Origin of the sequence: Brevibacillus sp. HD3.3A (assembly GCF_013284375.2) — a bacterium.
Lineage (GTDB): Bacteria > Bacillota > Bacilli > Brevibacillales > Brevibacillaceae > Brevibacillus > Brevibacillus parabrevis.
The window spans coordinates 5,449,307-5,475,423 of the sequence record NZ_CP085874.1 but is presented as its reverse complement, the minus strand read 5'-3'; the positions used below and the strand labels follow the sequence as shown (position 1 = coordinate 5,475,423).

Sequence of the window (26,117 nt, the reverse complement as noted above, 5' to 3'; positions counted from 1 at the left end):
TTTTTCTCATGGTAAAAGTAGGGATTAACGGATTTGGACGAATTGGTCGCAACGTATTCCGCGCAGCACTTGGCAATCCGAACGTGGAAATCGTCGCAGTAAACGATCTGACTGACGCGAAAACGCTCGCTCACCTGCTGAAATACGATTCCGTGCACGGCGTTCTGGATCTCTCCGTAGAAGCGGGAGAAAACACGCTGATCGTAGGCGGAAAAGAAATCAAGGTTCTCGCAGAGCGTGATCCTGCTCAACTGAAATGGGCAGACTACGGCGTGGAAATCGTCGTGGAGTCTACTGGCCGATTCACGAAGCGTGAAGACGCAGCGAAGCACCTGGAAGGCGGAGCGAAAAAAGTCATCATTTCCGCCCCTGCTACCAATGAAGACATCACGGTCGTTATGGGTGTAAACGAAGACAAATACGATGCTGCGAAGCACACCGTCATCTCCAATGCATCCTGCACAACGAACTGCCTGGCTCCGTTTGCCAAAGTGCTCAACGATAAATTCGGCATCGTTCGCGGCTTGATGACTACCGTTCACTCCTACACCAACGACCAACAAATTCTCGACCTGCCGCACAAAGACTTGCGTCGTGCCCGTGCCGCTGCGGAAAACATCATTCCTACCTCCACTGGAGCAGCGAAAGCAGTAGCGCTCGTACTGCCTGAGCTGAAAGGAAAGCTGAACGGCTTCGCTATGCGCGTGCCAACTCCAAACGTGTCGGTTGTCGACCTGGTCGTTGAGCTGAAAGCTGACGTAACGGTAGATGAAGTGAACAGCGCGCTGAAAGAAGCAGCTGAAGGCCCGATGAAAAACATTCTGGGCTACTCCGAAGACCCGCTTGTATCGTCCGACTACAACGGAAACCCGGCGTCCTCCACAATCGATGCTCTGTCCACTATGGTACTGGAAGGAAACATGGTGAAAGTAGTTTCCTGGTACGACAACGAGTGGGGTTATTCCAATCGTGTCGTAGACTTGTGTCATTTTGTTGCACAGCGCGGCTTCTAACACGTAAAATAGAACTGTTGTGAAAAAAGGGAGAGCAATCTCCCTTTTCCCATATGTTTTTTCCGAATAAAAAGCCATTGATTTGGGAGGATCGTTCATGAACAAGAAATCTATCCGCGATGTTGAGCTGGCAGGCAAGCGCGTATTTTGCCGTGTCGACTTTAATGTGCCGATGCAGGACGGGACCATCACAGATGATACTCGCATCCGTGCCGCTGTGCCAACCATCCGTTTCCTGATGGAAAAAGGAGCGAAAGTAATCCTGGCGAGCCATTTTGGCCGTCCAAAGGGGCAAGTAGTCGAAGAGATGCGCCTTACTCCTGTCGCGTCCCATCTGTCTGCGCTCCTGGACAAGGAAGTCCGTAAGCTTGACGATTCCACAGGGGCAGATGTCGAAGCGGTAGTAGGAAGCATGGAAAACGGCGACGTGATCTTGCTCGAAAACGTACGCTTCCATGCGGGAGAAGAAAAGAACGATCCAGAACTGGCAAAAAGCTTTGCGGCGCTGGCCGATCTGTTTGTCAATGACGCTTTTGGAGCCGCACATCGGGCACATGCTTCTACAGCAGGAATTGCTCAGTACATACCGGCTGTTGCGGGGCTTTTGATGGAAAAGGAAATCCGCTTCATGGGCGGAGCCTTGTCCAAGCCGGAGCGTCCATTTACGGCGATCGTCGGCGGAGCAAAGGTCAAAGATAAAATTGCTGTCATCGAAAATCTGCTGACCAAAGTGGATCACTTGATCATCGGCGGCGGCATGGCGAATACATTCCTCAAAGCACAGGGCTACGGCATCGGTGCTTCGCTGTGTGAGGATGACAAGCTCGATCTGGCGCGCAGCTTGATGGAGCAGGCAAAAGAGCGCGGCGTCCAGTTGCTGATGCCAGTCGACGTCGTTGTCGCAGACCGTTTTGCGGCAGATGCCGAGAAAAAGGTTGTGGCGATCGACGCGATTCCGGAAGGCTGGATGGCGCTCGACATCGGGCCAAAAACGGTGGAGCAATACCACAGTGTAATCGTAGAGTCCAAAACGGTTGTCTGGAACGGTCCTATGGGCGTATTTGAAATGGACGCTTTTGCAGCTGGCACGATTGCCGTAGCCAAAGCGATGGCTGCGTGCACAGGAACGACGATCATCGGCGGCGGCGATTCGGTAGCTGCGGTGGAAAAAGCAGGCGTAGCCGAGCAGATGACCCACATTTCTACAGGTGGCGGAGCGTCTCTGGAGTTTATGGAAGGCAAAGAACTGCCGGGCGTTGCTGTACTGGCAGATCACGAATAAGAGCGAAGCGGGGGAGTTTGCATGCGGACACCAATTATCGCGGGGAACTGGAAGATGTTCAAGACGATTGCCGAGGCGAAAGCTTTTGCAGCAGAAGCCAAAGCAGGGAACAACACTTCCGGCGTACAAAAAGTCATTTGCGCACCATTTACAGCTTTGGCTGCTTTGACAGAGGCATTGGCAGGAACGGATATTGCCGTGGGCGCGCAAAACATGCATTTTGCCGAGCAAGGGGCATACACAGGGGAAGTCAGCGCGTCCATGCTGAAAGAGATCGGCGTCGAATACGTGATTCTCGGCCATTCCGAGCGTCGTCAATACTTCAATGAAACAGATGAGACGGTGAATCAAAAAGTGGTCGCTGCGCTGGCAGCAGACCTGGTGCCGATTGTGTGTGTCGGAGAAAGCCTGGAGCAGCGGGAAGCAGGCGAGACAGCTAACGTCGTGCGCACGCAGACAGAAGGAGCTTTTGCCGGATTGACAGCCGAGCAGGTGGCAAAAGCGATTATTGCTTACGAACCGATTTGGGCGATTGGCACAGGCAAATCTTCTACGGCTGAAGACGCTAACGAGACGATTGCGATTATTCGCAGTGTCGTAGCAGAGCGATTCGGCCAAGCGACAGCGGAAGCCGTGCGGATTCAGTACGGCGGCAGCGTCAAGCCGGAGAACATCGCAAGCTATATGGCGCAGCCTGATATCGACGGCGCGCTGGTAGGCGGAGCGAGCCTGGCAGCAGACAGCTATTTGCAGCTTGTGGCAGGTGCACAGCAGCAATAGGAGGAGGAGAAACAAATGGCACAAAGACCGAAACCGGTAGCGCTGTTGATTTTGGATGGTTTTGCTTTGCGGAGCGAAACGTATGGCAATGCAGTAGCGCAAGCCAATAAACCGAACTTTGACCGCCTCTGGAACGAGTACCCTCATGCAACGCTTGAAGCGAGTGGACTGGCTGTCGGCTTGCCGGAAGGGCAGATGGGGAACTCCGAGGTAGGGCACCTGAACATCGGTGCGGGCCGCGTTGTTTATCAAGATTTGACTCGCATCACCAAGTCGATTCGGGAAGGCGCCTTTTTTGAAAACGAGACGTTGATTGCTGCCATCGAGCACGCGAAGCAAAACGGCAAGAAGCTGCATCTGTTCGGGCTTTTGTCTGATGGAGGCGTGCACAGCCATATCGAGCATTTGTACGCGATTTTGGAGCTGGCCAAAAAGCAAAGCTTTGACCGCGTTTATATTCACGGCTTCCTCGACGGGCGCGACGTATCCCCGGACAGTGCCGTCGGATACATTGCGCAGTTGCAAGCGAAGATTGCGGAAATCGGCGTTGGTCAGATCGCAACGGTGCAAGGTCGCTACTACGCGATGGACCGCGACAAGCGTTGGGAGCGGGTAGAGAAAGCTTACCGCGCCATGGTGTATGCGGATGCTCCTGCCTATCACGACCCGATTCAGGCGGTCAAGGAATCCTATGAAAAGTCGATCATGGACGAATTTGTCATGCCGACGGTTATCCTTGGCGCTGACGACAAGCCTGTAGCGACGATCGAGAACGGAGATTCCATCATCTTTTACAACTTCCGCCCGGATCGTGCCATCCAAATCTCGCAAGCTTTTACGAACGATGATTTCCGCGGCTTTGATCGCGGAGAGAACCACCCGCGCGATCTGCACTTCGTCTGCCTGACGCATTTTTCCGAGACGGTGAACGGGTATGTCGCTTACAAGCCTTCCAACTTGGACAACACGTTGGGCGAGGTGCTGGCACAGCAAGGCTTGAAGCAGCTGCGCATCGCGGAGACGGAAAAATATCCGCACGTGACCTTCTTTTTCAGCGGCGGCCGCGAGCAGGAGTTTCCAGGCGAGAAGCGCATCCTGATTCCTTCGCCAAAAGTGGCGACGTACGACCTCCAGCCGGAAATGAGTGCGCCTGAACTGACAGATGCGGTCGTGGCGGAGATTGAAGCCGATCATTTCGACGCGATCATTCTCAACTTTGCCAACTGCGACATGGTGGGTCACTCCGGTAAAATGGAGCCGACGATCAAAGCGGTGGAGACAGTCGACGCTTGCCTCGGTCGGGTCGTCGATGCGATTTTGGCCAAAGGCGGGGCGGCGATCATCACGGCAGACCACGGCAATGCGGATTTGATGCTGGATGCAGATGGGCGTCCGATCACTTCGCACAGCACGTACCCTGTGCCAGTCATTGTGACCAAAGCAGGCGCTACGCTCAGAGAAGACGGAGTTTTGGCCGATCTGTCGCCAACCTTGCTCGACCTTTTGGGAGCAGAACAGCCTGTTGAAATGACAGGGAAATCGTTACTTGCAAAATAGGCGTCTCTAAGACACACTGATAGATGTCTGGATAGCCATACCAAATACTTGTGGGGCGACTCGCATTTTAAAAGGAGATGGACGAGAAATGGCAATGATTACTGACATTTACGCACGCGAAATTATGGACTCCCGCGGCAACCCGACTGTGGAAGTGGAAGTGTACCTCGAAGATGGCTCCATGGGCCGCGCAGCAGTACCATCCGGAGCATCCACAGGTGCCTATGAAGCAGTTGAGCTGCGTGACGGCGACAAGTCCCGTTACCTGGGCAAAGGCGTTCTGAAAGCAGTAGAAAACGTCAACGAAATCATTGCGCCTGAGCTGATCGGCATGGACGCTCTGGATCAAGTAGGCATCGATATGGCGATGATCCAGCTCGACGGTACAGACAACAAAGGCAAGCTGGGCGCAAATGCGATCCTCGGCGTCTCCATGGCAGTAGCTCGCGCAGCTGCTGACTCTTTGGGAGTGCCGCTTTACAACTACCTGGGCGGATTCAACGCAAGAACGCTGCCAGTTCCAATGATGAACATCCTGAACGGCGGAAAGCATGCCGACAACACTGTAGACATTCAGGAATTTATGGTTATGCCAGTAGGTGCAGAGTCCTTCAAGGAAGCGCTGCGCATGGGTGCGGAAATTTTCCACTCCCTGAAAAAAGTGCTGCATGACAAAGGACTGAGCACGGCAGTAGGCGATGAGGGCGGCTTCGCTCCAAACCTGAAATCCAACGAAGAAGCGATTACGACTATCCTGGATGCGATCAAGGCAGCTGGCTATGAGCCAGGCAAAGACGTGTTCCTCGCTCTGGACGTAGCAGCTACCGAAATGTTCAAAGACGGCAAATACCACTTCGAAGGCGAAGGCGTTGTGAAAACAACCGAAGAAATGATCGCGTTCTACGAAGATCTGGTAAGCAAATATCCAATCATCTCCATCGAAGACGGCCTGTCCGAAGACGACTGGGATGGCTGGAAAGCTCTGACTGACAAGCTGGGCAGCAAAGTGCAGCTCGTAGGTGACGACTTGTTCGTAACCAACACAGAGCGTCTGGCGCGCGGTATCGAAACATCTACAGGCAACTCCATTCTGGTAAAAGTAAACCAGATCGGTACGCTGACAGAGACGTTTGAAGCGATTGAAATGGCGAAGCTGGCAGGCTACACAGCTGTTATTTCCCACCGTTCCGGCGAAACCGAAGACTCCACCATCTCGGATATCGCAGTAGCTACCAATGCGGGACAAATCAAGACAGGTGCGCCTTCCCGTACTGACCGCGTAGCGAAGTACAACCAATTGCTGCGCATTGAGGATGAGCTGGCTGATACCGCTCGTTTTGGCGGACGCAAAGCTTTCTACAACCTGAAAAAATAACGAAATACAACGAAGCGATGCTTGTGCAGACGATGCGCAGGCATCGCTTCTTTTTGTTCAAGGAGCAGTCAGCCTGGGGCAGTTCGGAGGCAGGCGAAAGGGGGTACAGCTTAGCGGGAGCTTGCGGGGAGGAACGGGAATCGAATCGGACCGCGGAGTGCAGTGACGTCCCATCACCTGCAAAACGGCCTGGGCTTCGACCACCATTTCCAGGCAGGCAAAAGCATCGATTTCGATAAACCCCATCTGTGACAACAGTGCCGAATCAGCGCGACATTCAGCCGCTGCGATCCGGCAGGAGATGTTTTCCAGGTCCAAGGGGGGCGGCAGGCTGATCGCTGCCTGTTCTTCCAAAGCGAGCGAGACAGGAAGCTCAAAAAGCAAGTCGCCGTCTGCAAAAAAGAGAACAGAAACAGTTGCTTCGACGATAAAACGGGCAACAGCAATCGGCACACGCTGGCCGCCAACGATGTGAAAAGTCCGGTGCAAAGGGGCGTGGAGGTGGCAGCGGATAGGGGCACAAGTGCAAGGGTCGTCTGGGGGCAGGCAGCTCACGGAGATCGCCATGCCGCTTTGCAGACAGTTTTTCAACTGAGTGAAAAAAGGCTCAGGAACCGGCAGCCGCGAGCGGGAATAGCTGGTCGTTAGCACCCAATCGTATATTTTTGGCAGACGAACGCACTCTTCGCGCATCTGGTGTGGCATTTCGGCCCCCTCCTTTCTTTCCTTTCCCAAAGTCAATTCCAGTTAGCCCTTGCTATTGCATCTTATGAGCGAAGCAGGCAATGGGCATCAGTGGATGTTTTGCTTTTCGCATGAAAAAAAGACTGCTCCTGGATAACAGGCAGGGGCAGTCTTTTCAGAGTAACGGTCGCTTACGACATCACTGCTTCTTTTGCTTTCGCGGTGTTGCCACCGATGCGGCATTTGCTGTAAGGGATGCACATGGGAGTGCCGTACAACGGATCGAGTGTGATCTGGCAATCCATATCGAACACGGTGCGGACGAGATCGGTCGTCAAAATTTCTTCCGGCGCCCCTTCGGCCACAACCGTCTGATTGTGCACGGCGACAATATGGTGGGCGTAACGGCAAGCCAGATTCAAATCGTGAAGAACCATTACAATCGTCCGCTGCTCAGTCTCGTTCAGTTCATACAACAGATCGAGAATTTCAATCTGATGCGACATGTCGAGGTACGTTGTCGGTTCATCGAGCAAAATCGTATCGGTGCCTTGAGCCAGCGTCATGGCGATCCAGGCTCGTTGGCGCTGACCGCCGGAGAGGCTGTCTACGGATCGGCTGGCCATTTCCGTCAGTTGAGTTGCTTCCAGCGCTTTCTTCACCATTTGCTCATCTTCTTCCGACCATTGCTGAAGCCAGTTTTGATAAGGGTAACGCCCCTGCTTGACCAACTGGTGAATACTCAAGCCTTCCGGTGCCGAAGGTCCTTGCGGGAGAATAGCCAGGCGCTTTGCCACTTCTTTTGTAGAGCGTTTGGCGATGGATTCGCCCTCAAGCAGAATGGCTCCTTCTTTTGGCTTTAGCAGGCGAGCGAGGGAGCGCAGCAGTGTCGATTTGCCGCTGCCGTTGCTGCCGATGAAAACCGTAATTTTTCCACGCGGAATATTCAAGTCGAGCGCTTCGATGATGTTGCGTTCCCCGTAGGACAAGGTCAGTTTGCGGGTTTCCAAAGCTTGCATGAGGGCAAGACTCCTTTCGCTAACGATTTCGATTTTTGTACAGCAAATAGATGAAGAACGGAGCGCCAATCGCAGAAGTGAAAACCCCGACAGGCACTTCGATTGGAGAAAAAGCCATGCGGGCGATCAGATCGGCAATCAGCACAATCACGGCGCCCAGGAATGCCGACAGAGGCAGGGCACCGCCAAAGGACGGCCCGATTAGCTGCTTGGCGATATGCGGCGCGAGCAAAGCGACGAAGCTGATGTCTCCGCCTACAGAAACGGCTGTTCCGGTCAAAGCTGCACAAATCATGAGCAGCAGGAACCGATCCCATTGGAGCGAGCTTCCCAGGCTTGTCGCCACGTCATCCCCGAGCTGCTGGATATTGACCCGTCGTGCCAGGACAGCCGCAACGACGATCAGGATGACGACCCATGGCAGGATCATGAACACATCGTTCCAGTCTACCCCGTAGATGCTTCCGGTCAACCAGAGCAAGGCTTTGTTTTGCAGCAAAAACGGACTGAACATGATCAGGATCGTGACGAACGCGCCCGCAGCAATCTTGATTCCGACACCGATCATGACGAGGCGCATCGGCGTGACGCCTTTTTTCCAGGACAACGCGTATAACAGAAACGTGGTCAGCAAGGCGCCGAGAAAAGCGGTAGGCGGCAGCCATTTGATGCTGACAGTATCGAAGACGAGCAAAAAGGCCACAGCCGCAACAGAAGCACCTCCGGCTACGCCGAGAACGTCAGGTGAAGCGAGCGGGTTGCGGATAATTCCTTGCATGATCGCCCCGGCCGAAGCCAAGGCAGCACCGACCAGAATCGCAGTCAGGATGCGGGGCAGGCGAAATTGCTGGACGATCAGAGCATTTTCATCAGAACCGATGCCGAGAAGGACTTTGACGACATCGAGTGGCGCAATTTTCATCTCGCCCATGCCGAGACTGATCACCGTGACAGCGAGTGCAACCAGCAAAGCGATGCCGGAAAAAAGAACGGTTTTTTTATGCAGCTGAAAAGACAGACGTTTGCCAAACCGCAGAGAGAGGTATGGTTTCATTCCTTATCCAGCCCCTTTCGTGCGACATAGATGAAGAACGGCACACCGATCAGGGCTGTCATGACACCGATAGGAACCTCGGCTGGCATGGCGATAAAGCGCGCGCCGATATCGGCGAGCAGCAACAGGATCGAGCCGAGCAGGCCGCTGTACAGAAGCACCCAGTGTGTTTCGATTCCAACGAGATAGCGAGCCAGATGCGGCGTGACGAGCCCGACAAAGCCGATCGGCCCTGCAACCGCAACGGCGCAGCCGGAAAGCAGAACGATGACCACACCTGTCGACAGCTTGACTAGCAGTGTGCGCTGCCCAAGCCCTTTTGCCACATCATCACCCATGAGCAGCGTCTGAATCGGACGGGCCAACAGGAAGGCGGCAATCCAGGCAAAGACCATATAAGGAAAGACGGTTGCCAAATACTCCAGCTTTCTCCCCCCGACAGAGCCAGCCAACCAGAAAAGCACCTCGTCGGCAGCTTTTTCATTCAAGACCATCATGGCGTGACGAATCGAAGCGGCCAAAGCTGTAATCGCTGCACCCGCAAGCACCAGCTTGACAGGCGTAAGGCCGTCTCTGCCAAACGAGCCAAGCAAGTAGACGACAAATCCGGCGACCGCCGCCCCCAGAAAGGCAATCCAGGTAAACTCCGTCAGCGAACTGATCCCGACAAAGGTAACGGCAAAAACGACAAAGAGAGAAGCGCCCGCGTTCAGTCCGAATAACTCGACATCTGCAACAGGGTTTCTCGTTAACGATTGAAGCAGGGTCCCGGCCAGGCCGAGACAAAAGCCTACCGTCAGCGCGTTCAGCACGCGGGGAACCCGAACTTCTTTAATGACAATATGTTCGTTCGAACCGTTGAAATGGGTGTAGGCGTCGATTGCGTTTTGCCAGCTGGTGTCAATTACGCCAAAAACGAGGCTGGCATAGCTAAGGTAAAGCAAGAGCAGAATGGCGATAACCACTCCCAGAATTTTCCGAATGTTACTTGCGAGTAAACAATTCATGAGGGCTACATCCTTATCTATTTCTTGTTGTTCTGTTTTGTTAACGATTCCGCCACAATGCTAAGTTTAGAGCCAGCTCGGATATGTGTCAATGATGCTGATAGTCATTATCATTTTATGCTTGACTGTGGCCATGCATAAAGGTAGGATAGTCAATGTCTTTGACTCACATTTTCCATAGACAAAAATCAAGGGGGTCCTCACATCATGTTTTCTCGTACATATCGGACCGCAGGCGGTAAAGCGTTCTTCGCCGTTTTGATGGCGCTGTTGCTGATCGTCACAGGTTGTGGCACACCGCAAGCAACAGAGCAAAAACCGGCAGAACAGAAGCCTGCTGACCAAGCTACAGGCAACTCCAACGGTTCCGGCCAATCTTATACAGTAAAACACGCGATGGGCGAAACCACAATCAAAGGTACTCCGGAACGCGTCGTTATGCTGACCAACCAAGGTACTGAAACATTGATGGCGCTTGGCGTAAAGCCGGTAGGTGCAGTTGGTTCGACTATTGACCCGACTCAATTTTACGACTTTACCAAATCTTTCCTCGAAGGAACGAAGTCGGTTGGTACGGAAAGCCAGCCAAACCTGGAAGCAATCGCTGCGCTGAAGCCAGACTTGATTCTCGGTATGAAGTTCCGCCACGAGAAAATTTACCAACAATTGTCCGCTATTGCACCAACTGTATTCGTAGAAGAACCGCGCGGCGACTGGAAAGCAAACTTCAACTTGTACGCAGAAGCGGTAAACAAAAAAGCGGAAGGCGAGAAAGTCATCGCTGACTGGAACAAACGCGTAGCAGACTTCAAGGAAAAAGCGGGCGACAAGCTGAAAACGCAAATTTCCGTCGTACGCTTCATGCCTGGTAAAGTGCGTATTTACTACAAAGACACTTTCACTGGCTCCATTTTCAAAGACTTGGGCCTGGCTCGTCCAGCATCCCAGGACAAAGAAGAGTTCGCAGCAGAAGTAACCAAAGAGCGCATTCCGGAAATGGACGGCGACATCATGTTCTACTTCACGTATGAGCCAGGCAAAGGAGAAGCTTCCAAGCTGGAGCAAGAATGGACGAACGATCCGCTCTGGAAAAACCTGAATGTCGTAAAAGCTGGCAAGGCGTTCAAAGTGGATGATACGATCTGGAACACTTCCGGCGGCGTAATCGCGGCTAACAAAGTGCTGGATGAGCTGGAAGGCTACATCATCGGCAAATAAGCTGGAAAGCAAAAAGACGGGGGCGGGTGCCCTCGTCTTTTTTTGCGTACAAAATGGTGCTGATCAGCCTGCCATGTTGTTGATCGTGCCGCGCGGATAGTAAATGTTGACGTGATCGATGTAGAGTTTCTCCGGTTTGCCGCCCGTTCCGCTAAAGATGATTTTCAACTCGTAGTCAGGCGTAACTTTGTACGTGTAGATGGTTTCACCTGCTGTGGTCGTGACATTGTTCGGCTTGCCCAACGTTTGCAGAACTTCCGCTTGGCTGATTGCTTGCAGGCGTGCATCGTAGGAGCGAATATCCACGACTTGCATGCCTTTGTTGAAGGCGAAGACCAATCCTTTGTCCATGTAGGTATTGTAGGTAATTCCATTGAAGGTCGCGACGATATCTGGTTTGCCGATCTGTTTTTCGATGTCATCAAATAAGTCTTTTTCGACGCGATATTCGCTGCCGAAAGTTTGCCCGTTTTTGGCCAGATCGCGGATGCTTTGCAAAATATCGGCATTGCTTCCGTACAGCATCAGGTTTTTGTTGCCTTGCGGGTAGTAGACGTTGTAGCGAACCAGGACGAGATCCTTGGCACTGGCGGTTTTCTTGCCTTGGAAGATAAACTTGATTTGGTATTTGTCTGTTACGTCGTATGTGTAAATCGTTTTACCGGCGAACTCGGAAATACGGCCGGGTTTTCCCATCGCCTTTTCCACCATGTCCGCATTGAGTTTCGCCAAGCGGGGATCGTTCGTGCGGATATCGACCACCTGCATGCCTTTGTTGTAGCCGAACACGACACCGCGTTTGGCATAGGTGGAGTAGGTCAGGCCGTTTGCCTGATCGGTATGATCCGGCTTGCCCCAGTCTTTTTCGACTTGATCAAAAACAGTCTGCTCCACGCTGTAGGGAACCTCAATCACTTTGCCTTTTTCAGCGTCTTTGCGGATGAGCGGCAGCAATTGCTCCGATTGCGGCTGAACAGGCGCAGGGGTTACGGCATTTCCTTTTCCAGCCGCTGGGCCAGGGGAAGCAGAAGTCGAGCCGGGCGTGTTGCTTGTGATTGATTCCGGCATGGTGCTTTGCTGGTTGTTGCTGATGAGGGTCGCTCCCATCCAGATCGTCGCCGCCAGAACAGAGCATACGGCCAAGCCTTTACCCAGAGCAGAAAAGCGGCCGGGGGAAGCGGCTGTTCGTTTAGGCAAGGAATGAGTGTCAGTCGAGCGGATCGTGGAGATGATTTCCTGTTTTTTATCCTGGTTCATTTTCATGTCAGGTAGTCCTTTCATGTCGTTTAGAAGCTGGTCGTCTGTTTTAGATGGCATCGCCTACCATCTCCTTTCTGTCTTGCATCAAATGCTCTTTTACCGCCTTCATGGCCCGGTGCATGGTCACGTTTACTTTGTTTTCCGACCAGTCGAGAATTTCGGCCGTTTCTTTGGGAGATAACCCCTTTATCCCGCGCAGGATCAATACTTCGCGATAAGCGGGCTTCATTTTTCTGACGGCTTGGTACAGGGCTTGCTGTTCGGCGTGCAGATGCAAAATTTCCTCCGGCGTTTTTGCTTCCGATTGAACCCCGGCAAGCCATTTGTCCGGCAGCCAGTTGCGCAGCCGATTTTTGCGGGCAAAGTCGATCGCTGTATGTCTGGCGATGGTGAGCAGCCATGTTTTCGGTTGCGATCGGCCTTCGAATGACTCCAGTGACCGCAGCGCCTTGAGGAACACATCCTGGACAAGATCCTCCACGTCCTTGTTTCCGGTGTAGTAGACGAGGAACTTGTAGATGTCGTCGCTATAGCGCAGAAACCATTGCTCGATGATGCTGTTTTTGTCCATAGCTGAACCACCTTTTATGCTTTCTACTTGTAATTTGACGACCAAGGCGTGCTTTCATTACAAAAGACGAAAAAAACTGCCGGAAAAATGACCGACAGTTTTTGGAAAGAACGTTATGAGTGCAACATGGAATCGCGTGTAAACCAGAGCCGATAGCTCAGCATGCTGATCAGAACGGCGGAGACAGCAGCAGACGAGCTGAAGCTGAGCATGATGAGAATCTGGTAACGAACAGCTTCGATAGGACTGGCGCCAGCAATAATCATCCCCGTCATCATGCCGGGCAACTGGACAAGCCCAATCGTTTTCATCGTATCAAAGGTAGGGATCATGCTTGCTTTCACGGCGCGCTTGAGGACGATTTGCACCGCTTGCCGGGTAGTCGCTCCCAGGCACAAAAGCGCCTCGATCTCGCCGCGCGAGGTTTCCACTTCCCTGTTCATATGGGAAAGAAACAGGCTGCAAACGATCATGGAGCTGCCGATAATCATGCCGCTCATCGGAATCAGGTACTGAGGTGTCGGCGAAACCAGTCCGAGCGTCACCAACAGCCCCATGGTGACCAGTTCCGTGAGCGCAAGCGAAAGAGCGATGCGTCCAAAGATGCCGCGCAGCTTTTTCGCTTTGCTCGCCGCGTTCCAGGAGGCGACGGCAATCATCATGGCGATGAGCAGCAAAATGAACAAGATGCTGTCCGAATGAAAGACGAAATGCAACACGTAGCCAATCGCCAAAAGTTGCAGCGTCGAGCGGATCGTGCCGACGGCAATTTCCTTTTCCAGCCCAAGCCGCTGCCACAAGGAGAGGAGGAGGGCAATCAGTACGAAGGCAAATGCGATCCAGATCGATGTATACGTCATATAGGGTGTACCTCTTTCGCGCCTGGATGAGCTTGTGCTAGTGATGTCTGCAAAAAGTCCCGCGCCTGTTCGGTGGGCGGCGCCTGAAAAAACGCGTGGCTGGGCATGTCTGCCTGCAGCTGATGATCTGCCATGAACCAGATGCGTTCGCAGTTGTTTTTCGCCTCTTCCAGATCGTGCGTGACCCAGAGGATGGTCGTGCCTGTTTGTTTGTGCAAATCGACGAGCAATTGCTCGGTTGCCAGTTTGCTTCTCGTATCCAGCGAGGCTGTGACTTCATCCAATAGCAGAACAGCCGGACGCAGGAGCAGTGTCCGCACGAGGGCTACACGCTGTTTTTCGCCGCCAGACAGTTGCTGCGCTGGCTTCGTCCATTCGACCTGTTCCAGATGAAGCTGTTCAAACAGGGCGCGGGCGAGCTGTTGGTCAAAAGGGCGCTGGTGCAGCATGCTTGCGGTTCGCAAATTGTCTTCTACCGTACCGGGCAGCATGGTCGCCTGCTGGGCGACGTAGCTCATTTTCATTCGCCACAAGGCGCTCGGCCATTGCTCCATTGCTTTTTGCTCCATTCGGACGGTTCCGTGATCGGGAGCCAACAGTCGGCCTAAAATGCGGAGCAGCGTGCTTTTGCCCTGACCGGATTTTCCGAGGATTCCAATAATAGCAGGTTCTGAGATGGTTGCGTTCAAGTCGCGAAAAAGCCAGGAATCGGCAGAAGCGAAAACTTTTTTGCCCAACGATTCAATCTCCATGACGGTGCTCATGCAAATCCCCCCATCAACGGCAAAACACCGAAGAGGACGAGTCTTCGGTGTTTCTCCTTACGGCTATCTATGTACTTATTTGTGCTCCGACAGCCATTGTGCAACCGCTTGAATTTCTGGTTGCTTTTTCAGCATTCCTGGAGGCATGCCGCCTTTACCTTCTTTGATAATTTTGGCGATGTCTTCAGCGCTGTAAGTTGCCCCGACTTTGGTCAGGTTTGGACCTGCGATTCCTTCAAGGTTTTGCCCGTGACAGGAAGCACAGTTTTGTTTGAAAATAGCTGCAGCGTCAATGTTGGCAGTAGGTGCGCCGCCACCTTGAGCTTCTTCCCCATGTTTTGGCGGGAAAATAATCGATCCTACGAGTGCAATGAGAAAAACTAGAAACAAGATACCAAACGAAGTGAAAAAGGCCTTCGCGGAATCAATTACGTCGTTTTGATTCATGTCTTTTTTGTTGGACCCAGCCATTTGACAAAGACCTCCCGATGCAAATAATAAAGGTTCAACTGCAATTTTACGGCAAAATCTTGACAGTTGCAAGGCGACTGCCAAACAGACAAAGAAAGTACACAATTTGCCAATTTTGTGTAAACAATCTTTCACTATCTCTATCTATTGTGCCTAAAAAGTCGGAGATTATTTTGCGGATGATTGCTCCACATATAATGGAAAGGATAGCGGGTTGCTGTAACCAGACAAGTATGATAAAGTGGTTATATTGGTTTTTTACCGCCTTGGAAATCCGTTTTGAGGTGAATGTAGATGGCATTGGCTGCGAAAATTTTACTTGTGATCGCAAGTATTGGCTTAATTATCGTCGTGTTGCTGCAATCTGGAAAGAGTGCCGGCCTTTCGGGAGCGATTGGTGGCGGTGCAGAGCAACTGATGGGCAAACAAAAAGCCCGTGGGATTGACGCACTTTTAGGGAAACTGACCGTTGTATTTGCGGTTGCTTTCATGATTTTTGCGATTTTGCTCGGGTATTTCTTGAAAACAGGAGCGTAATAGACGAATAGCCGAAAGACAGCGAGTGCGACTTGCTGTCTTTTTCGCTATTCCGATTGCGATGTGGATGAACGGTGAATACTACATAGTAATGGAGAAATGGAACAGCGCGGTAGAGCCACGCGAAAAAAGGAGGTTTGTGAATGACAGATCAAGAAAAAATACTCGCGTTCATGCGCGAGCAGGCCTATCACCCGATGACAGTGAAGGAACTGGAGGAAGCGTTTGAAATCAAGGACTCAGCTTCCTTCAAGGAACTGGTGAAGACGCTGAACGCACTGGAAGCCGGCGGAGAGATTATCCGCACTCGTGCGAATCGATATGGTGTACCTGAAAAAATGAATTTGGTGCGCGGACGTCTGCAAAGCCATCCAAAAGGCTTTGGGTTTATCATCCCGGAAACACCTGACATGGAAGATGTATACGTACACGCCAACGACATGAACGGAGCGATTCACGGTGATACCGTGCTGGTTCGTGTGGAAAAGGAAGCGGGCGGCAATCGCCTGGAAGGACGGATCGTTCGCATCGTCGAGCGGGGAATGACCCAAGTTGTCGGGACGTTCAAGGACGAGACGTACTACGCGTTTGTCATCCCGGATGAAAAGCGGATTGGCAAAGACATTTTCATCCCGAAAACGGCGTACAACGGAGCGGTAGACGGCCACAAAGTAGTCGTCAATATCGTCCGCTACCCGGAAGGACGGGTGAATCCAGAAGGAGAAATCGTCGAGATTCTGGGGCACAAAAACGACCCGGGAGTCGATATCCTGTCGATTATCCGCAAGTTCAATCTGCCGGAAGCGTTCCCGGATGAGGTGCTGGCGGAAGCAGAGGCTTCGCCGGACGAAATTTCCGAAGACGAAATCAAGGAACGCCGCGATCTGCGCGACCGGATGATGGTCACAATCGACGGAGCGGACGCGAAGGATTTGGACGATGCCGTGTCGCTTGAAGTGTTGCCGAACGGAAATGTAAGGCTTGGCGTGCATATTGCCGACGTCAGCTATTATGTCCGTGAAAAGTCTGCGCTGGACAATGAAGCGTATCGCCGGGGTACGAGCGTCTATTTGGTCGACCGTGTCATCCCGATGCTGCCGCACCGCTTGTCGAACGGGATATGCAGCTTGAATCCAAAAGTGGATCGGCTGACGATCTCCTGCGATATGGAGATGGACCAAAATGCGCAGCTGGTGAAGTACGATATTTTCCTCAGCGTTATCCGTACCAACGAGCGCATGACGTACGCCGATGTGCGCAGCATCCTGGAAGACAAGGACGAAGCTTTGCTTGAGAAGTACAGCGAGCTTGTCCCGATGTTCGAGGAAATGAAGAAGCTGGCACTGAAGCTGCGTTCCAAGCGGATGCAGCGCGGAGCCATCGACTTCGATTTCCGCGAAGCGAAAATTTTTGTCAACGAAGAAGGCGCACCGACAGAGATCGGCTTCCGCACGCGCTCGATTGCCGAGCAGATTATTGAAGAATTTATGCTGGCAGCCAACGAGACAGTGGCAGAGCATTTCCACTGGATGAAGCAGCCGTTCATGTACCGCATTCACGAAGACCCGAACGCGGAGAAGCTCATGTCTTTCATGGAGTTTATCACGAACTTCGGCTATTCGATCCGGGGAAAAGGCAACTCTGTACATCCTCGTGCGCTGCAACAGCTCTTGGAGGAAGTCAAAGGCACGCCGGAAGAAATCATCATCAGCACGGTCATGCTGCGTTCCATGAAGCAAGCGCGCTACGACGCGGAAAGCCTCGGTCACTACGGGCTGTCCACCGAGTTTTACACGCATTTTACATCGCCGATTCGCCGCTACCCGGACCTGATTGTCCATCGCCGCATTCGGGATTGGATCGAGCAGGGCAACAACCTGTCAGAGAAGCGTTTGGCGTATTGGGCGGAGCAAATGCCGGTTATCGCCGAGCACGCTTCCCAGCGCGAGCGGTTGGCTGTGGACGCCGAGCGTGAGACGGACGACCTGAAAAAAGCGGAGTTCATGAAAGAGCACATCGGAGAAGAATTTGAAGGCGTGATCTCCAGTGTTACCTCGTTCGGAATTTTCGTGGAGCTGCCCAATACGATCGAGGGGCTGGTGCACATCAGCTTCCTGACCGACGATTACTATCACTACCATGAGAAGATGTATGCGCTGGTAGGGGAGCGAACTGGCAAGCAGTACCGCATCGGGGATGTTGTGCAGGTTCGCGTGGCGAGTGTCAACGTGGATGAACGCACCATCGATTTTGAAATCGTCGGCATGACCAAAGCGGCAGGTTTCCGCGGCAGCCGCGAACGTACACCGCGCGTCATCGACGGACGCGGAGGAGAGCGCAAGCCGACTCGCGGCAAGCAGGATCGTTCCCGTGGAGGCCGCCCAGAACGGCCAGATCGCCAAAAGGACAAAAAGCACCCGGCTGAAATCCGGCAAAAATACAAGGATCGCCGCAGAAGCGAAGGAACCAAAGCTTCTCGTCCACCAGCTTCCGGATCAGCAGGTGCCAAGGAAGAGGTACTGCCAATCGGGACAGGCGGAGAAGAAAATCAATCACAGAACCAGAAAGGCTTCTGGGAAGATTTTGTCCGCTCCAAAAAGAAAAACCGCAAGAATGTAGCCAGCCAGGTCAAACGGAAGCGCCGTTAAACGATTGTATAAGAGCCAAGGGGGCTTGATTTGAGTGCCAATCGGCCAGGAAAGCCCCCGAAGCTTCCGGGAAAATCGCTTGCCACCATCGGCAAAATTTGCTAGACTAACTGTTACGATACGCAGTACGTACGAGTGAGGTGATCTCCATGTCAAAAGATAAAACCGGAACCAAGACAGTCGCCCAAAACCGAAAAGCACGCCACGATTACCACATCGAGCAAGTATTCGAAGCAGGCATTGCCCTGACCGGAACGGAGATCAAGGCCGTGCGTGCAGCGCGCGTCCAGCTCAAAGACAGCTTTGCCCGCGTGCAAAATGGCGAATTGCTGCTGTACAACGTGCACATCAGCCCGTACGAGCAGGGCAACCGTTTCAACCATGAACCGGAGCGCACCCGCAAGCTGCTGATGAGACGGCTGGAAATCCTCAAGTTGAACGGTCTGATCCGCGAAAGAGGCTACTCGCTGGTTCCGCTGAGCATTTATTTGAAAGGCGGCTGGGCCAAAGTCGAGCTTGCTCTCGTCAAAGGGAAAAAGAACTACGACAAGCGCGAAGACCTCAAGAAAAAGGACGCAGCCCGCGAAGTCGAGCGCGCCTTGCGCGACCGCCAAAAGGCATAATGGATGGCTATGGCAAGCCTGGCAGCAATCAACGTTGAGTTTCCGCCATCGCTTGTGCTATAGTAGTGGAACAACAGCAAGCGGTACAAGCTTGCATGGACTGACTTGTAAACACAGTCTGGATGTCGATAATGGCTCGTCATCTGGACTTTTTCTCACCTTATACCTCGGGGGCGTTCTGGATTCGACGGGGATGGTAGAGCATGAGAAGCGAGCCGGGGGGTTGCGGACCTCGTCACCAACGCAAACGCCATTAACTGGCAACAAACAACTTTCTCTCGCTGCTTAATAACCAGTGAGGCGTTACCATTCCATCGCCCATGTGGCATGACTAGCGCTCAACTTTAGTGGGATACGCCGGAGGCTTCCGCCTGGAGCCAAAGGAAGAAGATCAATCAGGCTAGGTAACGGGTCAGCGCGTCACTCCGCGAATCCGTCGCCGAAATTTAAATGAGTGACTGCGCTCGGAGATGCTCATGTATCGCTGTTTTCGGACGGGGGTTCGAATCCCCCCGCCTCCACCTACATAAAAAAAGCCACCTGCAGAGGTGGCTTTTTTGCGTTGACAGCGAAGTCTCGTTATGCATGAACTGACTCAATTTTCAGTCATCACAGCGATACTGAAATGCGGGTCCTGTCTGTATAAAGTACCCGCTTCTAACTTGTCCGGCCCAGTTTTTCAGAGCGGATTTCCACTGGGGACTTTTTAAAAAATCATCTACCAATACAGAACCAGAAACAACCAAACGATGGGAGTAAATGGAGCGAGCTGACCAGCCCCTCCCCAAATGCCGCCTGCCGGAAACCCGTCCTCAATCACAAGTAGCAATGGTAAACCGTATTGATAAGCCATTGCAGGTTCAATTTGCAAAAAAGGCGAGTACGGTTCTCCCTGCTGTGTTGCCCTCGTTGGTCGTAGAAGGACAGAAGCCATTCCATAACTCGAGTTAATCATCGTACGGATGTTTTCCAGTGTAGTATTCGGATATTCATCCAGAAACCCAAGCGAAATGCCCAGACTGCCCAAGGCACTGCCACTACCACTACCAAAAGTCAATCCAAATACAAAATGGTATAATAAATGCGACTATTCGCAATTAAGACTTTCCCGACCAGACTTACAAATACATGAACGAAGCCAAACAAAAATGAACGAGCTAGAAAAAACAATAATATCCGCAACTCTCTCTTACGAACCAGTATGATCTTGTAAAGCTCGTCTAATCAACGAATCAGGAAACGTGTCTTATCTACTTCCAGGAAGGTTAGGCCGAGAGGAGGATCGAAAATGGGGATTACGGTGCAGGAGATGCTGCGGTTGGACGCGCTGCAAAGTTTACGTGTTATCGCCGGTTTCGATGGTTTGGACAGGATCATCAATCAGGTAAATGTTTTGGAAATGCCCATAACCGAAGTGGAGCATTTGGTTTTGGGAGGCGAGCTTGTGCTGACCACCTTTCACAGCTTGAAAGATGATCTGGAGGCGCAAGTGAATACGATTAAAAAGCTTGCTGAAAACGGGGCAGCAGCTCTGGGGATTCATCCGATGATTGCTGACAAGATCATGCAGAAGGCGATCGTGGAGGCAGCGAATATTTCCGGCCTTCCTGTCATTTTGTTGCCTCCTGCGATGCCTTATGCTACGGTTTTTTCTGCCGTGTTAGGGACGATCCTGAATCGGCAATCACAGTTGTTGAAACAATCGGAAGAGATTAACCGGGAGATGACCCGTGTCATACTGCATGGCGGCGATGTGAATGCGATTGCCAAGACGCTGACCGGATTAATCAAGCAGCCAGTCATGATTACCGACGATATGTTCGAAATTTTGGCTTTAGGGTCAAAAGAAGCGGAAGAACATTCGTTTTTAAAAAAGTGTTTGCTTATGACAGAAATGTCGGAGCGGATTCAGTTTGATAAAGCTGGAAACTGGACCCACGATTCTGCGCTGGAGATGGTGTTTCACTCCAGCTTGTTTGAGATAGAAGGGCGGTCTGTACGGCTGATCGTTATGCCTGCCGGAGTGATAAGCGATCCTCTGGGGTACATTTTTACCTTAGAGTTGGGGGCTCCCTTACAAGAGCTTGATTTTATTGCCATCTCGCACGCTTCTACTGCGGTCGCCTTGGAGATTGCCAAGCAGCGGGCGATTACCGAGGCGAAAAGACGCATGCGAAGCGACTTTTTGACGGAAATGTTCGAAGGGAAATATGTTAGAGAAGAGGATTTGTACGAGAGGGCGAGAGCGGTCGGACTTAACCTGGTGAAAAAACATATGGTGCTGGTCATGCGTTTTGACTTCAGCGATGGGCTTGAAAAAGAGATGGGGAAACTGGAAAGCCGCATTCACGCGGCGGTCCGGTCAACGATCAATCAGCATGCTCCCAAATGCAATTTTGTGGTAAAGGGGGACATGTTGGTCATTTTCATTCATTTTGACAGGCAATTTGATAAGCAACATTCGCAACAGGAAGCGAAAAATCTTGCGGTCCTGTTAAAAGAGGCTATCGAAGCGGGAAGCGGCAAAGCCCGCGTATCTGCCGGAATCGGCGGTTTTTATCCGTCGCCGTTGAACTTGGACCAAAGTTACAGGGAAGCGCTGCAAGCCCTTGAGCTCGGCTGCAAAATGTTTGGGACGGGCAGTATTACAGCAGTGAATGAGCTGGGGGTATTCGGGATTCTGGGGGAACTATCCGGCAAGTTGTTAGACCAGTTTACAGCGGGGCTTCTCGATCAGCTCTATCAATATGATGCCAAAAATCAAACGGATCTGGTAAAGACGGTAGAAGCGTATCTGGATGAAAAGGAAATCTTTACAGATGTCGCAAAGCGGTTGTTCGTACATCCCAATACGGTCAAATACCGGATTGAAAAAGTGAAGGAGATTCTCGGGTTTGATCCATTTAAAAAGCCTGAGGAAAGATTGAATTTCCATCTGGCGCTGAAGGCCAGGAAGCTATTGCCATAATAGAAGCGCGAAGCAGCTCGGTTTGTCTGTGATAGACAAAGATACGGGCTGTTTTTTGTTTGTTTTAAATATTAAGATTATTATTTTTGTGTGAAATAATGTGAACAGAAACAAGCAGTATGATTGAAAGCTATGCAGGATAGGGGGCTGTGGGCTGCATGCTGGACACACAAGATCGGGAAAAACCAAAACCGATGAGGGGGCATTCGCATGGAGAAAAGAATTTTGTGGATCAATCCGGTCACTACTGATTTGTTCAACACCATTTTCAAGAGCGAGTTTGACAGGATCAAGCAGGCGGGGACGATTGTGGATGTGGTTTCCTTGACCCCGGGTCCTGGGCCGACTCATCTGGAGTACAACTGCTACGAAGTGATGCTGATGCCGGAAATCCTCCGCGTGATTAAAAAAGCCGAAGAAGACGGCTACGATGCGGCAATTATCGGCTGCTTCTACGATCCTGTCTTGAGGGCGGCCCGAGAGATTTCGAAAAAAATGGTCGTCACGGCTCCGGCAGAAGCCAGCTTGCATATTGCGGCGACATTGGGCGAGAGTATCTCGATCATTGTCGGGCGGCGCAAGTGGATACCCGAGATGAGAGAGAACGTCCATAAATATGGCTTTGCCGACAAATTGGCTTCTTTCAAGTCACTCGATATGGGCGTGCACGATTTTCAGAAAGATCATCAGGTGACGATGCAGCGGATGCGTGAGGCGGCGCGAGAGGCTGTCGAGAAGGATGGAGCCAATGTGCTTGTGCTGGGATGCACGATTGAATTTGGCTTTTATCGGGAAATTCAGGAGGAGCTGGGGGTTCCGGTTATTGACGCAAGCCTTGCACCTTTTAAATACGCCGAATTTTTGATAGAGCTCAACCAAAAATTCGGTTGGAGCCACAGCAAGCTGGATGGCTACCAGTCGCCGCCTGATGAAGAAGTGGCCTGCTGGAAGCTGTTTTAAAAACAAAGTTAGCGGCTGTGAGAAGAGATAAGGGGGGCCATTTATGAGAGCAGAAAGCGGAGTGGAGGTACTGCAAAAGCGATCAGTACCCGTTGGGGCGCTGTTTGAAAACATGCCGGTTACCAGTCAGCATTGGCAAGCGGGATTGGTGCTTTTTTTCTCCTTTGTGATTGAATCGTGGGAAATGATGATTGTCATTCTGGCAAGCGCTTCAATTGGCGGCGAGTTTCAACTGGACGGCACTCAAATCGGATCGCTTATCGGCTCCATTTATCTCGGGATGATCCCGGGATGCCTGCTATGGGGAAAGCTCGTTGATAAAATCGGCCGCAAGCAATCAATGATTATCAGTTTTGGCCTCTATGGAATCATTTCGCTTATTAGTGCATTCTCACTCACCTACGAAATGCTGTGGTGGACCCGCTTCTTGTCCGGTGTGGCGCTCTCTGGGGTTTTGGTGGCAACGTTCCCCTACTTCGAGGAGCTGCTCCCCATGAAGGTGCGTGGGAAGGCTGCGGTGTATCTGGCTTCTGGATGGCCAGTAGGCTATTTGCTTGCCATTGGCACGACCTACCTCTTTATGGAGCTGGGCTGGCGCTGGATTATTGGCGTCAGTTCGCTTGCCGGTTTGTGGTTTCTGGCAATCGCTGCGTTTGTACCTGAGTCGCCGTACTGGTTGGCCGGAAAAGGGCGCCATTCGGAGGCGAAGGAGGTTATTGACAAACTTTCCAAAGGCACGATGCAAAAAGAGATCAACAGCGTCGAGCTTGCTGTGGAGAATGTGAAAACAGGTTCTTTCCTGGAGATTTTTAGCGGGCAATTCCGGCGTTCGACAATTTTGCAGCTCGTCATCAACTTTAGTTTTTCCTGGGGATATTGGGGACTGTCCTCCTGGATGCCGGCACTTTTGGCGAAAAAAGGATTGAGTGCGCCGGAAGGAATGGGCTTTATGGCTATATCCGCCCTCTTCATGTTTCCCGGTTACATGGTTTCCTCGTATTTGACGGGCAAATATGGGCGCAAAAAAGTAATGGCGCTGTTCGTCTTTTTTGCAGCGATCAGCGGGTTTGGATTTGCCAACGCAAATACTTTGCAGGAAATGTACATCTGGAATTTTGCCCTTTCGTTCTTCAGCTTGGGGGCGTGGGGAGTATGGGATACATGGATGGCTGAGCTGTATCCGACAGAGGTCCGCGGTGTCAGCTATTCTGTAGGGATGACCGGCCAGCGTGTAGCCAACGCGATTGCACCAAGTGTAATCGGAGCCATGCTGGCGATCAACAGCAGCTTTTTGACTACGGTTTCCTTTATCTCCGCTTTTCTTGTCGTTACATTTGTGGCTTCGCTTTTCCTGAAGGAAACGGAAGGCGAGATTTTGCATTAATGCTGTAACATTCCATTACTCCTAGAAGGGTGGTTCCTATGCGTGTAGCTACAGATATTGGAGGAACGTTTACTGACCTGGTGTACCTAGATGAGCACGGTAAAATCGGTACCGCTAAAAGCGATACAACACCGCCCCATTTTGAGCAAGGGGTTATCCAAGTGATTCAAAAGGCTGGGATTGATCCTTTGGAAATCGCGACCTTTATCCACGGAACGACGGTAATTATCAACGCATTGACGGAGCGCAAGGGAGTAAAGACCGGGTTAATCACGACAAAAGGGTTCCGCGATGTGTTGGAAATCGCCCGAGGCAACCGTCCCGATTTGTTCAATGTTCGTTATCAGAAGCCGACTCCGTTTGTTGCGCGCTTTCTGAGGAAGGAGGTCAGCGAGCGGATCAACTATAAGGGGGAAGTCATGACCGAATTGGCGGTGGAAGAGGTGAAGGCCACTGTCGAGCAACTGCGAGCGGAGGGAGTCGAGGCTATTGCGGTCTCATTCCTGCATGCCTACGCCAACCCCATTCATGAAAAGCTGGCGGTGGAAGCGATCAGGGAAATTTGGCCGGAGGTAGCCGTGACGGCTTCGCATGAGGTGACCAAGGAATGGCGCGAGTACGAGCGGACCAGTACGGCAGTGCTGAACTCTTATGTCAAGCCGATTGCCAAGTCCTACATCGACAAGTTGAGTAACCATCTTCACGACATCGGGCTTGACGGCAACAAATATATCATGCAGTCCAACTCTGGCACGACTACTTTTGAGCAGTCAAAAGAAACGCCGATCAACATGGTCGAGTCGGGGCCAGTAGCCGGGATTTTTGGCTCAGCCATCTTAGGGCAAATTCTTGGGGAAGAAAACATCATTGCTTTTGATATCGGAGGGACGACGGCCAAATGCTCCCTGATTGACAAAGGGGAAGTAAAGGTTACGACCGAATACCGGATTGAGAAAGATGAACGAAATGCCGGATATCCGATTAAAGTACCAGTGGTTGATATCGTGGAGATCGGGAATGGCGGAGGTTCTATTGCCTGGATCGACGGTGCCGGCTCATTAAAGGTGGGGCCACAGTCGGCCGGGGCGCTGCCAGGGCCGGTCGCCTATGGGCGTGGCGGTGAAAGTCCGACTACAACCGATGCCAATTTGGTTACAGGGCGGTTATCGCCTGCCAATTTTCAAAACGAGGTAAATATGGAAGCGGTCAAGCAAGCGATCGACGAAAAGATCGCAAAGCACTTCGGCATCTCCGTGGAAGAGGCGGCACTGGGAATTATCCGCATTGCCAACTCCAACATGCTGAATGCGCTGAAGCTCATTTCCATTCGCAAGGGTTACGACCCGCGGGAGTTTTCCCTGGTTGCATTCGGAGGGGGAGGACCGATGCATGCGCTGGCATTGGCCAAGGAATTGGGTGTGAAAAAAGTCATCATCCCGATTGCGGCTTCGGTCTTCTCCGCATGGGGCATGCTGATGACTGACTTGCGGCACGACTACATCCAGACGTATATTCGCCGAATGAACGGACTGAATCAGGAAGAACTGAATCGCGAATGGAGCCAACTGGAAAAAGAAGCGACCGACCAATACGAGCGCGAAGGAATTGCAGCGGATCAAGTACTGTTCGTACGGTATGCGGACATCCGTTACGTCGGACAGGAGCATGCTGTCAAGGTTCCCGTGCCAAATGGACTGATGGATGCAAAAGCGATTGAGGAAGTGATTTATCGCTTCCATGACCTGCACGAGCAGCATTACACGTTCAAACTGGAGCATGCACCGACGGAGATTGTAAACCTCCATCTAACGGCGTTCGGCATGGTGCAAAAACCACGGATAGCCAGTCTGGGAAGACAAGGGGACAATAGCGAGGAAGCGCGCAAAGAAGTGCGTCCGGTTCTGTTCGAAGAGTATGGATGGATTGACACGACAGTCTACGACCGCGAGCTGCTGAATGCCGGAAGCGCGGTGAAGGGTCCGGCAATTGTCGAGGAACCTTCTTCTTCAACGGTCATTTATCCTGGACAGCATCTCATTGTTGATGAATATGGCAATCTAATCATTACTACGGGGGTGTAGT

22 protein-coding genes and 1 other RNA gene are annotated in these 26,117 nt (G+C 51.9%); 14 read left to right on the top strand and 9 right to left on the bottom strand.

From position 1 onward, the window contains the following. The first annotated feature begins 8 nt into the window (after window positions 1–8). The 5 genes from gap to eno all read left to right on the top strand — a co-directional run bounded on the left by gap (window position 9) and on the right by eno (window position 6,007). Window positions 9–1,013, top strand: coding sequence for a type I glyceraldehyde-3-phosphate dehydrogenase (gene gap / locus HP435_RS25595; protein WP_063230979.1), 1,005 nt, complete (start codon window positions 9–11; stop codon window positions 1,011–1,013). A 97-nt stretch (window positions 1,014–1,110) separates the two neighbouring features. Beyond that, entirely contained in the window at window positions 1,111–2,295 is a 1,185-nt protein-coding gene (gene pgk / locus HP435_RS25590) for a phosphoglycerate kinase (protein ID WP_173599430.1), read from the top strand. A gap of 21 nt (window positions 2,296–2,316) precedes the next feature. Further along, a complete protein-coding gene (gene tpiA / locus HP435_RS25585) occupies window positions 2,317–3,075 on the top strand; it encodes a triose-phosphate isomerase (RefSeq protein WP_173597708.1) in 759 nt (252 codons plus the stop codon). 15 nt (window positions 3,076–3,090) lie between these two features. Then, window positions 3,091–4,632, top strand: coding sequence for a 2,3-bisphosphoglycerate-independent phosphoglycerate mutase (gene gpmI, locus HP435_RS25580; protein WP_173597707.1), 1,542 nt, complete (start codon window positions 3,091–3,093; stop codon window positions 4,630–4,632). A gap of 88 nt (window positions 4,633–4,720) precedes the next feature. Continuing rightward, window positions 4,721–6,007, top strand: a complete 1,287-nt coding sequence (gene eno, locus HP435_RS25575) for a phosphopyruvate hydratase (protein ID WP_063230975.1) — start codon at window positions 4,721–4,723, stop codon at window positions 6,005–6,007. Between the two features lie 57 nt (window positions 6,008–6,064). Here the strand turns inward: eno and HP435_RS25570 are convergent, their stop codons facing one another. The 4 genes from HP435_RS25570 to HP435_RS25555 all read right to left on the bottom strand — a co-directional run bounded on the left by HP435_RS25570 (window position 6,065) and on the right by HP435_RS25555 (window position 9,771). Then, window positions 6,065–6,712 (bottom strand): hypothetical protein, encoded by a 648-nt coding sequence (locus HP435_RS25570; RefSeq protein ID WP_173599429.1) that lies wholly within the window; start codon window positions 6,710–6,712, stop codon window positions 6,065–6,067. A 170-nt stretch (window positions 6,713–6,882) separates the two neighbouring features. Next, a complete protein-coding gene (locus HP435_RS25565; RefSeq protein WP_173599428.1) occupies window positions 6,883–7,710 on the bottom strand; it encodes an ABC transporter ATP-binding protein in 828 nt (275 codons plus the stop codon). A gap of 19 nt (window positions 7,711–7,729) precedes the next feature. After that, window positions 7,730–8,764, bottom strand: a complete 1,035-nt coding sequence (locus HP435_RS25560; RefSeq protein ID WP_122963679.1) for a FecCD family ABC transporter permease — start codon at window positions 8,762–8,764, stop codon at window positions 7,730–7,732. After that, a complete protein-coding gene (locus HP435_RS25555; RefSeq protein WP_173599427.1) occupies window positions 8,761–9,771 on the bottom strand; it encodes a FecCD family ABC transporter permease in 1,011 nt (336 codons plus the stop codon). Before HP435_RS25555 ends, HP435_RS25560 begins: the two co-directional genes overlap by 4 nt. A gap of 207 nt (window positions 9,772–9,978) precedes the next feature. On the opposite strand from HP435_RS25555, the gene HP435_RS25550 reads away from it, so the two are divergent. After that, window positions 9,979–10,989 carry an ABC transporter substrate-binding protein gene (locus HP435_RS25550; protein WP_122963681.1) on the top strand — a complete coding sequence of 337 codons (1,011 nt, stop codon included), beginning with the start codon at window positions 9,979–9,981 and terminating at the stop codon, window positions 10,987–10,989. Between the two features lie 63 nt (window positions 10,990–11,052). Here the strand turns inward: HP435_RS25550 and HP435_RS25545 are convergent, their stop codons facing one another. The 5 genes from HP435_RS25545 to HP435_RS25525 form a co-directional block, all read right to left on the bottom strand. Then, on the bottom strand, window positions 11,053–12,306 hold the full coding sequence (locus tag HP435_RS25545; protein ID WP_122963682.1) for a YjgB family protein: 1,254 nt from the start codon (window positions 12,304–12,306) through the stop codon (window positions 11,053–11,055). After that, the gene (locus HP435_RS25540; protein WP_122963683.1) at window positions 12,296–12,820 is read right to left on the bottom strand and encodes an RNA polymerase sigma factor; all 525 of its coding nucleotides are present in this window, start codon (window positions 12,818–12,820) and stop codon (window positions 12,296–12,298) included. Before HP435_RS25540 ends, HP435_RS25545 begins: the two co-directional genes overlap by 11 nt. Before the next feature lie 113 nt (window positions 12,821–12,933). After that, window positions 12,934–13,680 (bottom strand): ABC transporter permease, encoded by a 747-nt coding sequence (fetB, locus tag HP435_RS25535; RefSeq protein WP_173599426.1) that lies wholly within the window; start codon window positions 13,678–13,680, stop codon window positions 12,934–12,936. Next, window positions 13,677–14,444, bottom strand: a complete 768-nt coding sequence (locus HP435_RS25530; RefSeq protein ID WP_173599425.1) for an ABC transporter ATP-binding protein — start codon at window positions 14,442–14,444, stop codon at window positions 13,677–13,679. The genes fetB and HP435_RS25530 overlap by 4 nt, the downstream gene beginning before the upstream one ends. A gap of 75 nt (window positions 14,445–14,519) precedes the next feature. Continuing rightward, window positions 14,520–14,915 (bottom strand): YqzM family protein, encoded by a 396-nt coding sequence (locus tag HP435_RS25525; RefSeq protein ID WP_173597700.1) that lies wholly within the window; start codon window positions 14,913–14,915, stop codon window positions 14,520–14,522. Window positions 14,916–15,209: 294 nt separating this feature from the next. Here HP435_RS25525 and secG point away from each other — a divergent pair, with 294 nt between their 5' ends. The 8 genes from secG to HP435_RS25485 all read left to right on the top strand — a co-directional run bounded on the left by secG (window position 15,210) and on the right by HP435_RS25485 (window position 26,116). After that, on the top strand, window positions 15,210–15,452 hold the full coding sequence (secG, locus tag HP435_RS25520) for a preprotein translocase subunit SecG (RefSeq protein WP_003843341.1): 243 nt from the start codon (window positions 15,210–15,212) through the stop codon (window positions 15,450–15,452). A 143-nt stretch (window positions 15,453–15,595) separates the two neighbouring features. Next, window positions 15,596–18,100: a ribonuclease R gene (rnr, locus tag HP435_RS25515; protein WP_122963687.1), complete on the top strand. Its 2,505-nt coding sequence runs from the start codon at window positions 15,596–15,598 to the stop codon at window positions 18,098–18,100. Window positions 18,101–18,249: 149 nt separating this feature from the next. After that, the gene (smpB, locus tag HP435_RS25510; RefSeq protein ID WP_122963688.1) at window positions 18,250–18,723 is read left to right on the top strand and encodes an SsrA-binding protein SmpB; all 474 of its coding nucleotides are present in this window, start codon (window positions 18,250–18,252) and stop codon (window positions 18,721–18,723) included. A gap of 169 nt (window positions 18,724–18,892) precedes the next feature. Next, window positions 18,893–19,247, top strand: a transfer-messenger RNA (tmRNA) gene (gene ssrA, locus HP435_RS25505). Between the two features lie 764 nt (window positions 19,248–20,011). Further along, entirely contained in the window at window positions 20,012–21,691 is a 1,680-nt protein-coding gene (locus tag HP435_RS25500) for a PucR family transcriptional regulator (protein ID WP_173599424.1), read from the top strand. 210 nt (window positions 21,692–21,901) lie between these two features. Next, complete coding sequence (locus HP435_RS25495) at window positions 21,902–22,651, top strand: aspartate/glutamate racemase family protein (RefSeq protein WP_173599423.1); 750 nt, start codon at window positions 21,902–21,904, stop codon at window positions 22,649–22,651. Window positions 22,652–22,694: 43 nt separating this feature from the next. Further along, window positions 22,695–24,035 (top strand): MFS transporter, encoded by a 1,341-nt coding sequence (locus HP435_RS25490; RefSeq protein ID WP_122963696.1) that lies wholly within the window; start codon window positions 22,695–22,697, stop codon window positions 24,033–24,035. Window positions 24,036–24,073: 38 nt separating this feature from the next. Next, entirely contained in the window at window positions 24,074–26,116 is a 2,043-nt protein-coding gene (locus tag HP435_RS25485; RefSeq protein ID WP_122963697.1) for a hydantoinase/oxoprolinase family protein, read from the top strand. The last annotated feature ends 1 nt before the right edge of the window (window position 26,117 follow it).

Excerpts from the sequence above, each read along its gene's own strand:
- gap (WP_063230979.1), top strand. The coding sequence starts at position 9 with ATGGTAAAAGTAGGGATTAACGGATTTGGACGAATTGGTCGCAACGTA.
- pgk (WP_173599430.1), top strand. The coding sequence starts at position 1,111 with ATGAACAAGAAATCTATCCGCGATGTTGAGCTGGCAGGCAAGCGCGTA.
- tpiA (WP_173597708.1), top strand. The coding sequence starts at position 2,317 with ATGCGGACACCAATTATCGCGGGGAACTGGAAGATGTTCAAGACGATT.
- gpmI (WP_173597707.1), top strand. The coding sequence starts at position 3,091 with ATGGCACAAAGACCGAAACCGGTAGCGCTGTTGATTTTGGATGGTTTT.
- eno (WP_063230975.1), top strand. The coding sequence starts at position 4,721 with ATGGCAATGATTACTGACATTTACGCACGCGAAATTATGGACTCCCGC.
- HP435_RS25570 (WP_173599429.1), bottom strand. The coding sequence starts at position 6,712 with ATGCCACACCAGATGCGCGAAGAGTGCGTTCGTCTGCCAAAAATATAC.
- HP435_RS25565 (WP_173599428.1), bottom strand. The coding sequence starts at position 7,710 with ATGCAAGCTTTGGAAACCCGCAAACTGACCTTGTCCTACGGGGAACGC.
- HP435_RS25560 (WP_122963679.1), bottom strand. The coding sequence starts at position 8,764 with ATGAAACCATACCTCTCTCTGCGGTTTGGCAAACGTCTGTCTTTTCAG.
- HP435_RS25555 (WP_173599427.1), bottom strand. The coding sequence starts at position 9,771 with ATGAATTGTTTACTCGCAAGTAACATTCGGAAAATTCTGGGAGTGGTT.
- HP435_RS25550 (WP_122963681.1), top strand. The coding sequence starts at position 9,979 with ATGTTTTCTCGTACATATCGGACCGCAGGCGGTAAAGCGTTCTTCGCC.
- HP435_RS25545 (WP_122963682.1), bottom strand. The coding sequence starts at position 12,306 with ATGCCATCTAAAACAGACGACCAGCTTCTAAACGACATGAAAGGACTA.
- HP435_RS25540 (WP_122963683.1), bottom strand. The coding sequence starts at position 12,820 with ATGGACAAAAACAGCATCATCGAGCAATGGTTTCTGCGCTATAGCGAC.
- fetB (WP_173599426.1), bottom strand. The coding sequence starts at position 13,680 with ATGACGTATACATCGATCTGGATCGCATTTGCCTTCGTACTGATTGCC.
- HP435_RS25530 (WP_173599425.1), bottom strand. The coding sequence starts at position 14,444 with ATGAGCACCGTCATGGAGATTGAATCGTTGGGCAAAAAAGTTTTCGCT.
- HP435_RS25525 (WP_173597700.1), bottom strand. The coding sequence starts at position 14,915 with ATGGCTGGGTCCAACAAAAAAGACATGAATCAAAACGACGTAATTGAT.
- secG (WP_003843341.1), top strand. The coding sequence starts at position 15,210 with ATGGCATTGGCTGCGAAAATTTTACTTGTGATCGCAAGTATTGGCTTA.
- rnr (WP_122963687.1), top strand. The coding sequence starts at position 15,596 with ATGACAGATCAAGAAAAAATACTCGCGTTCATGCGCGAGCAGGCCTAT.
- smpB (WP_122963688.1), top strand. The coding sequence starts at position 18,250 with ATGTCAAAAGATAAAACCGGAACCAAGACAGTCGCCCAAAACCGAAAA.
- HP435_RS25500 (WP_173599424.1), top strand. The coding sequence starts at position 20,012 with ATGGGGATTACGGTGCAGGAGATGCTGCGGTTGGACGCGCTGCAAAGT.
- HP435_RS25495 (WP_173599423.1), top strand. The coding sequence starts at position 21,902 with ATGGAGAAAAGAATTTTGTGGATCAATCCGGTCACTACTGATTTGTTC.
- HP435_RS25490 (WP_122963696.1), top strand. The coding sequence starts at position 22,695 with ATGAGAGCAGAAAGCGGAGTGGAGGTACTGCAAAAGCGATCAGTACCC.
- HP435_RS25485 (WP_122963697.1), top strand. The coding sequence starts at position 24,074 with ATGCGTGTAGCTACAGATATTGGAGGAACGTTTACTGACCTGGTGTAC.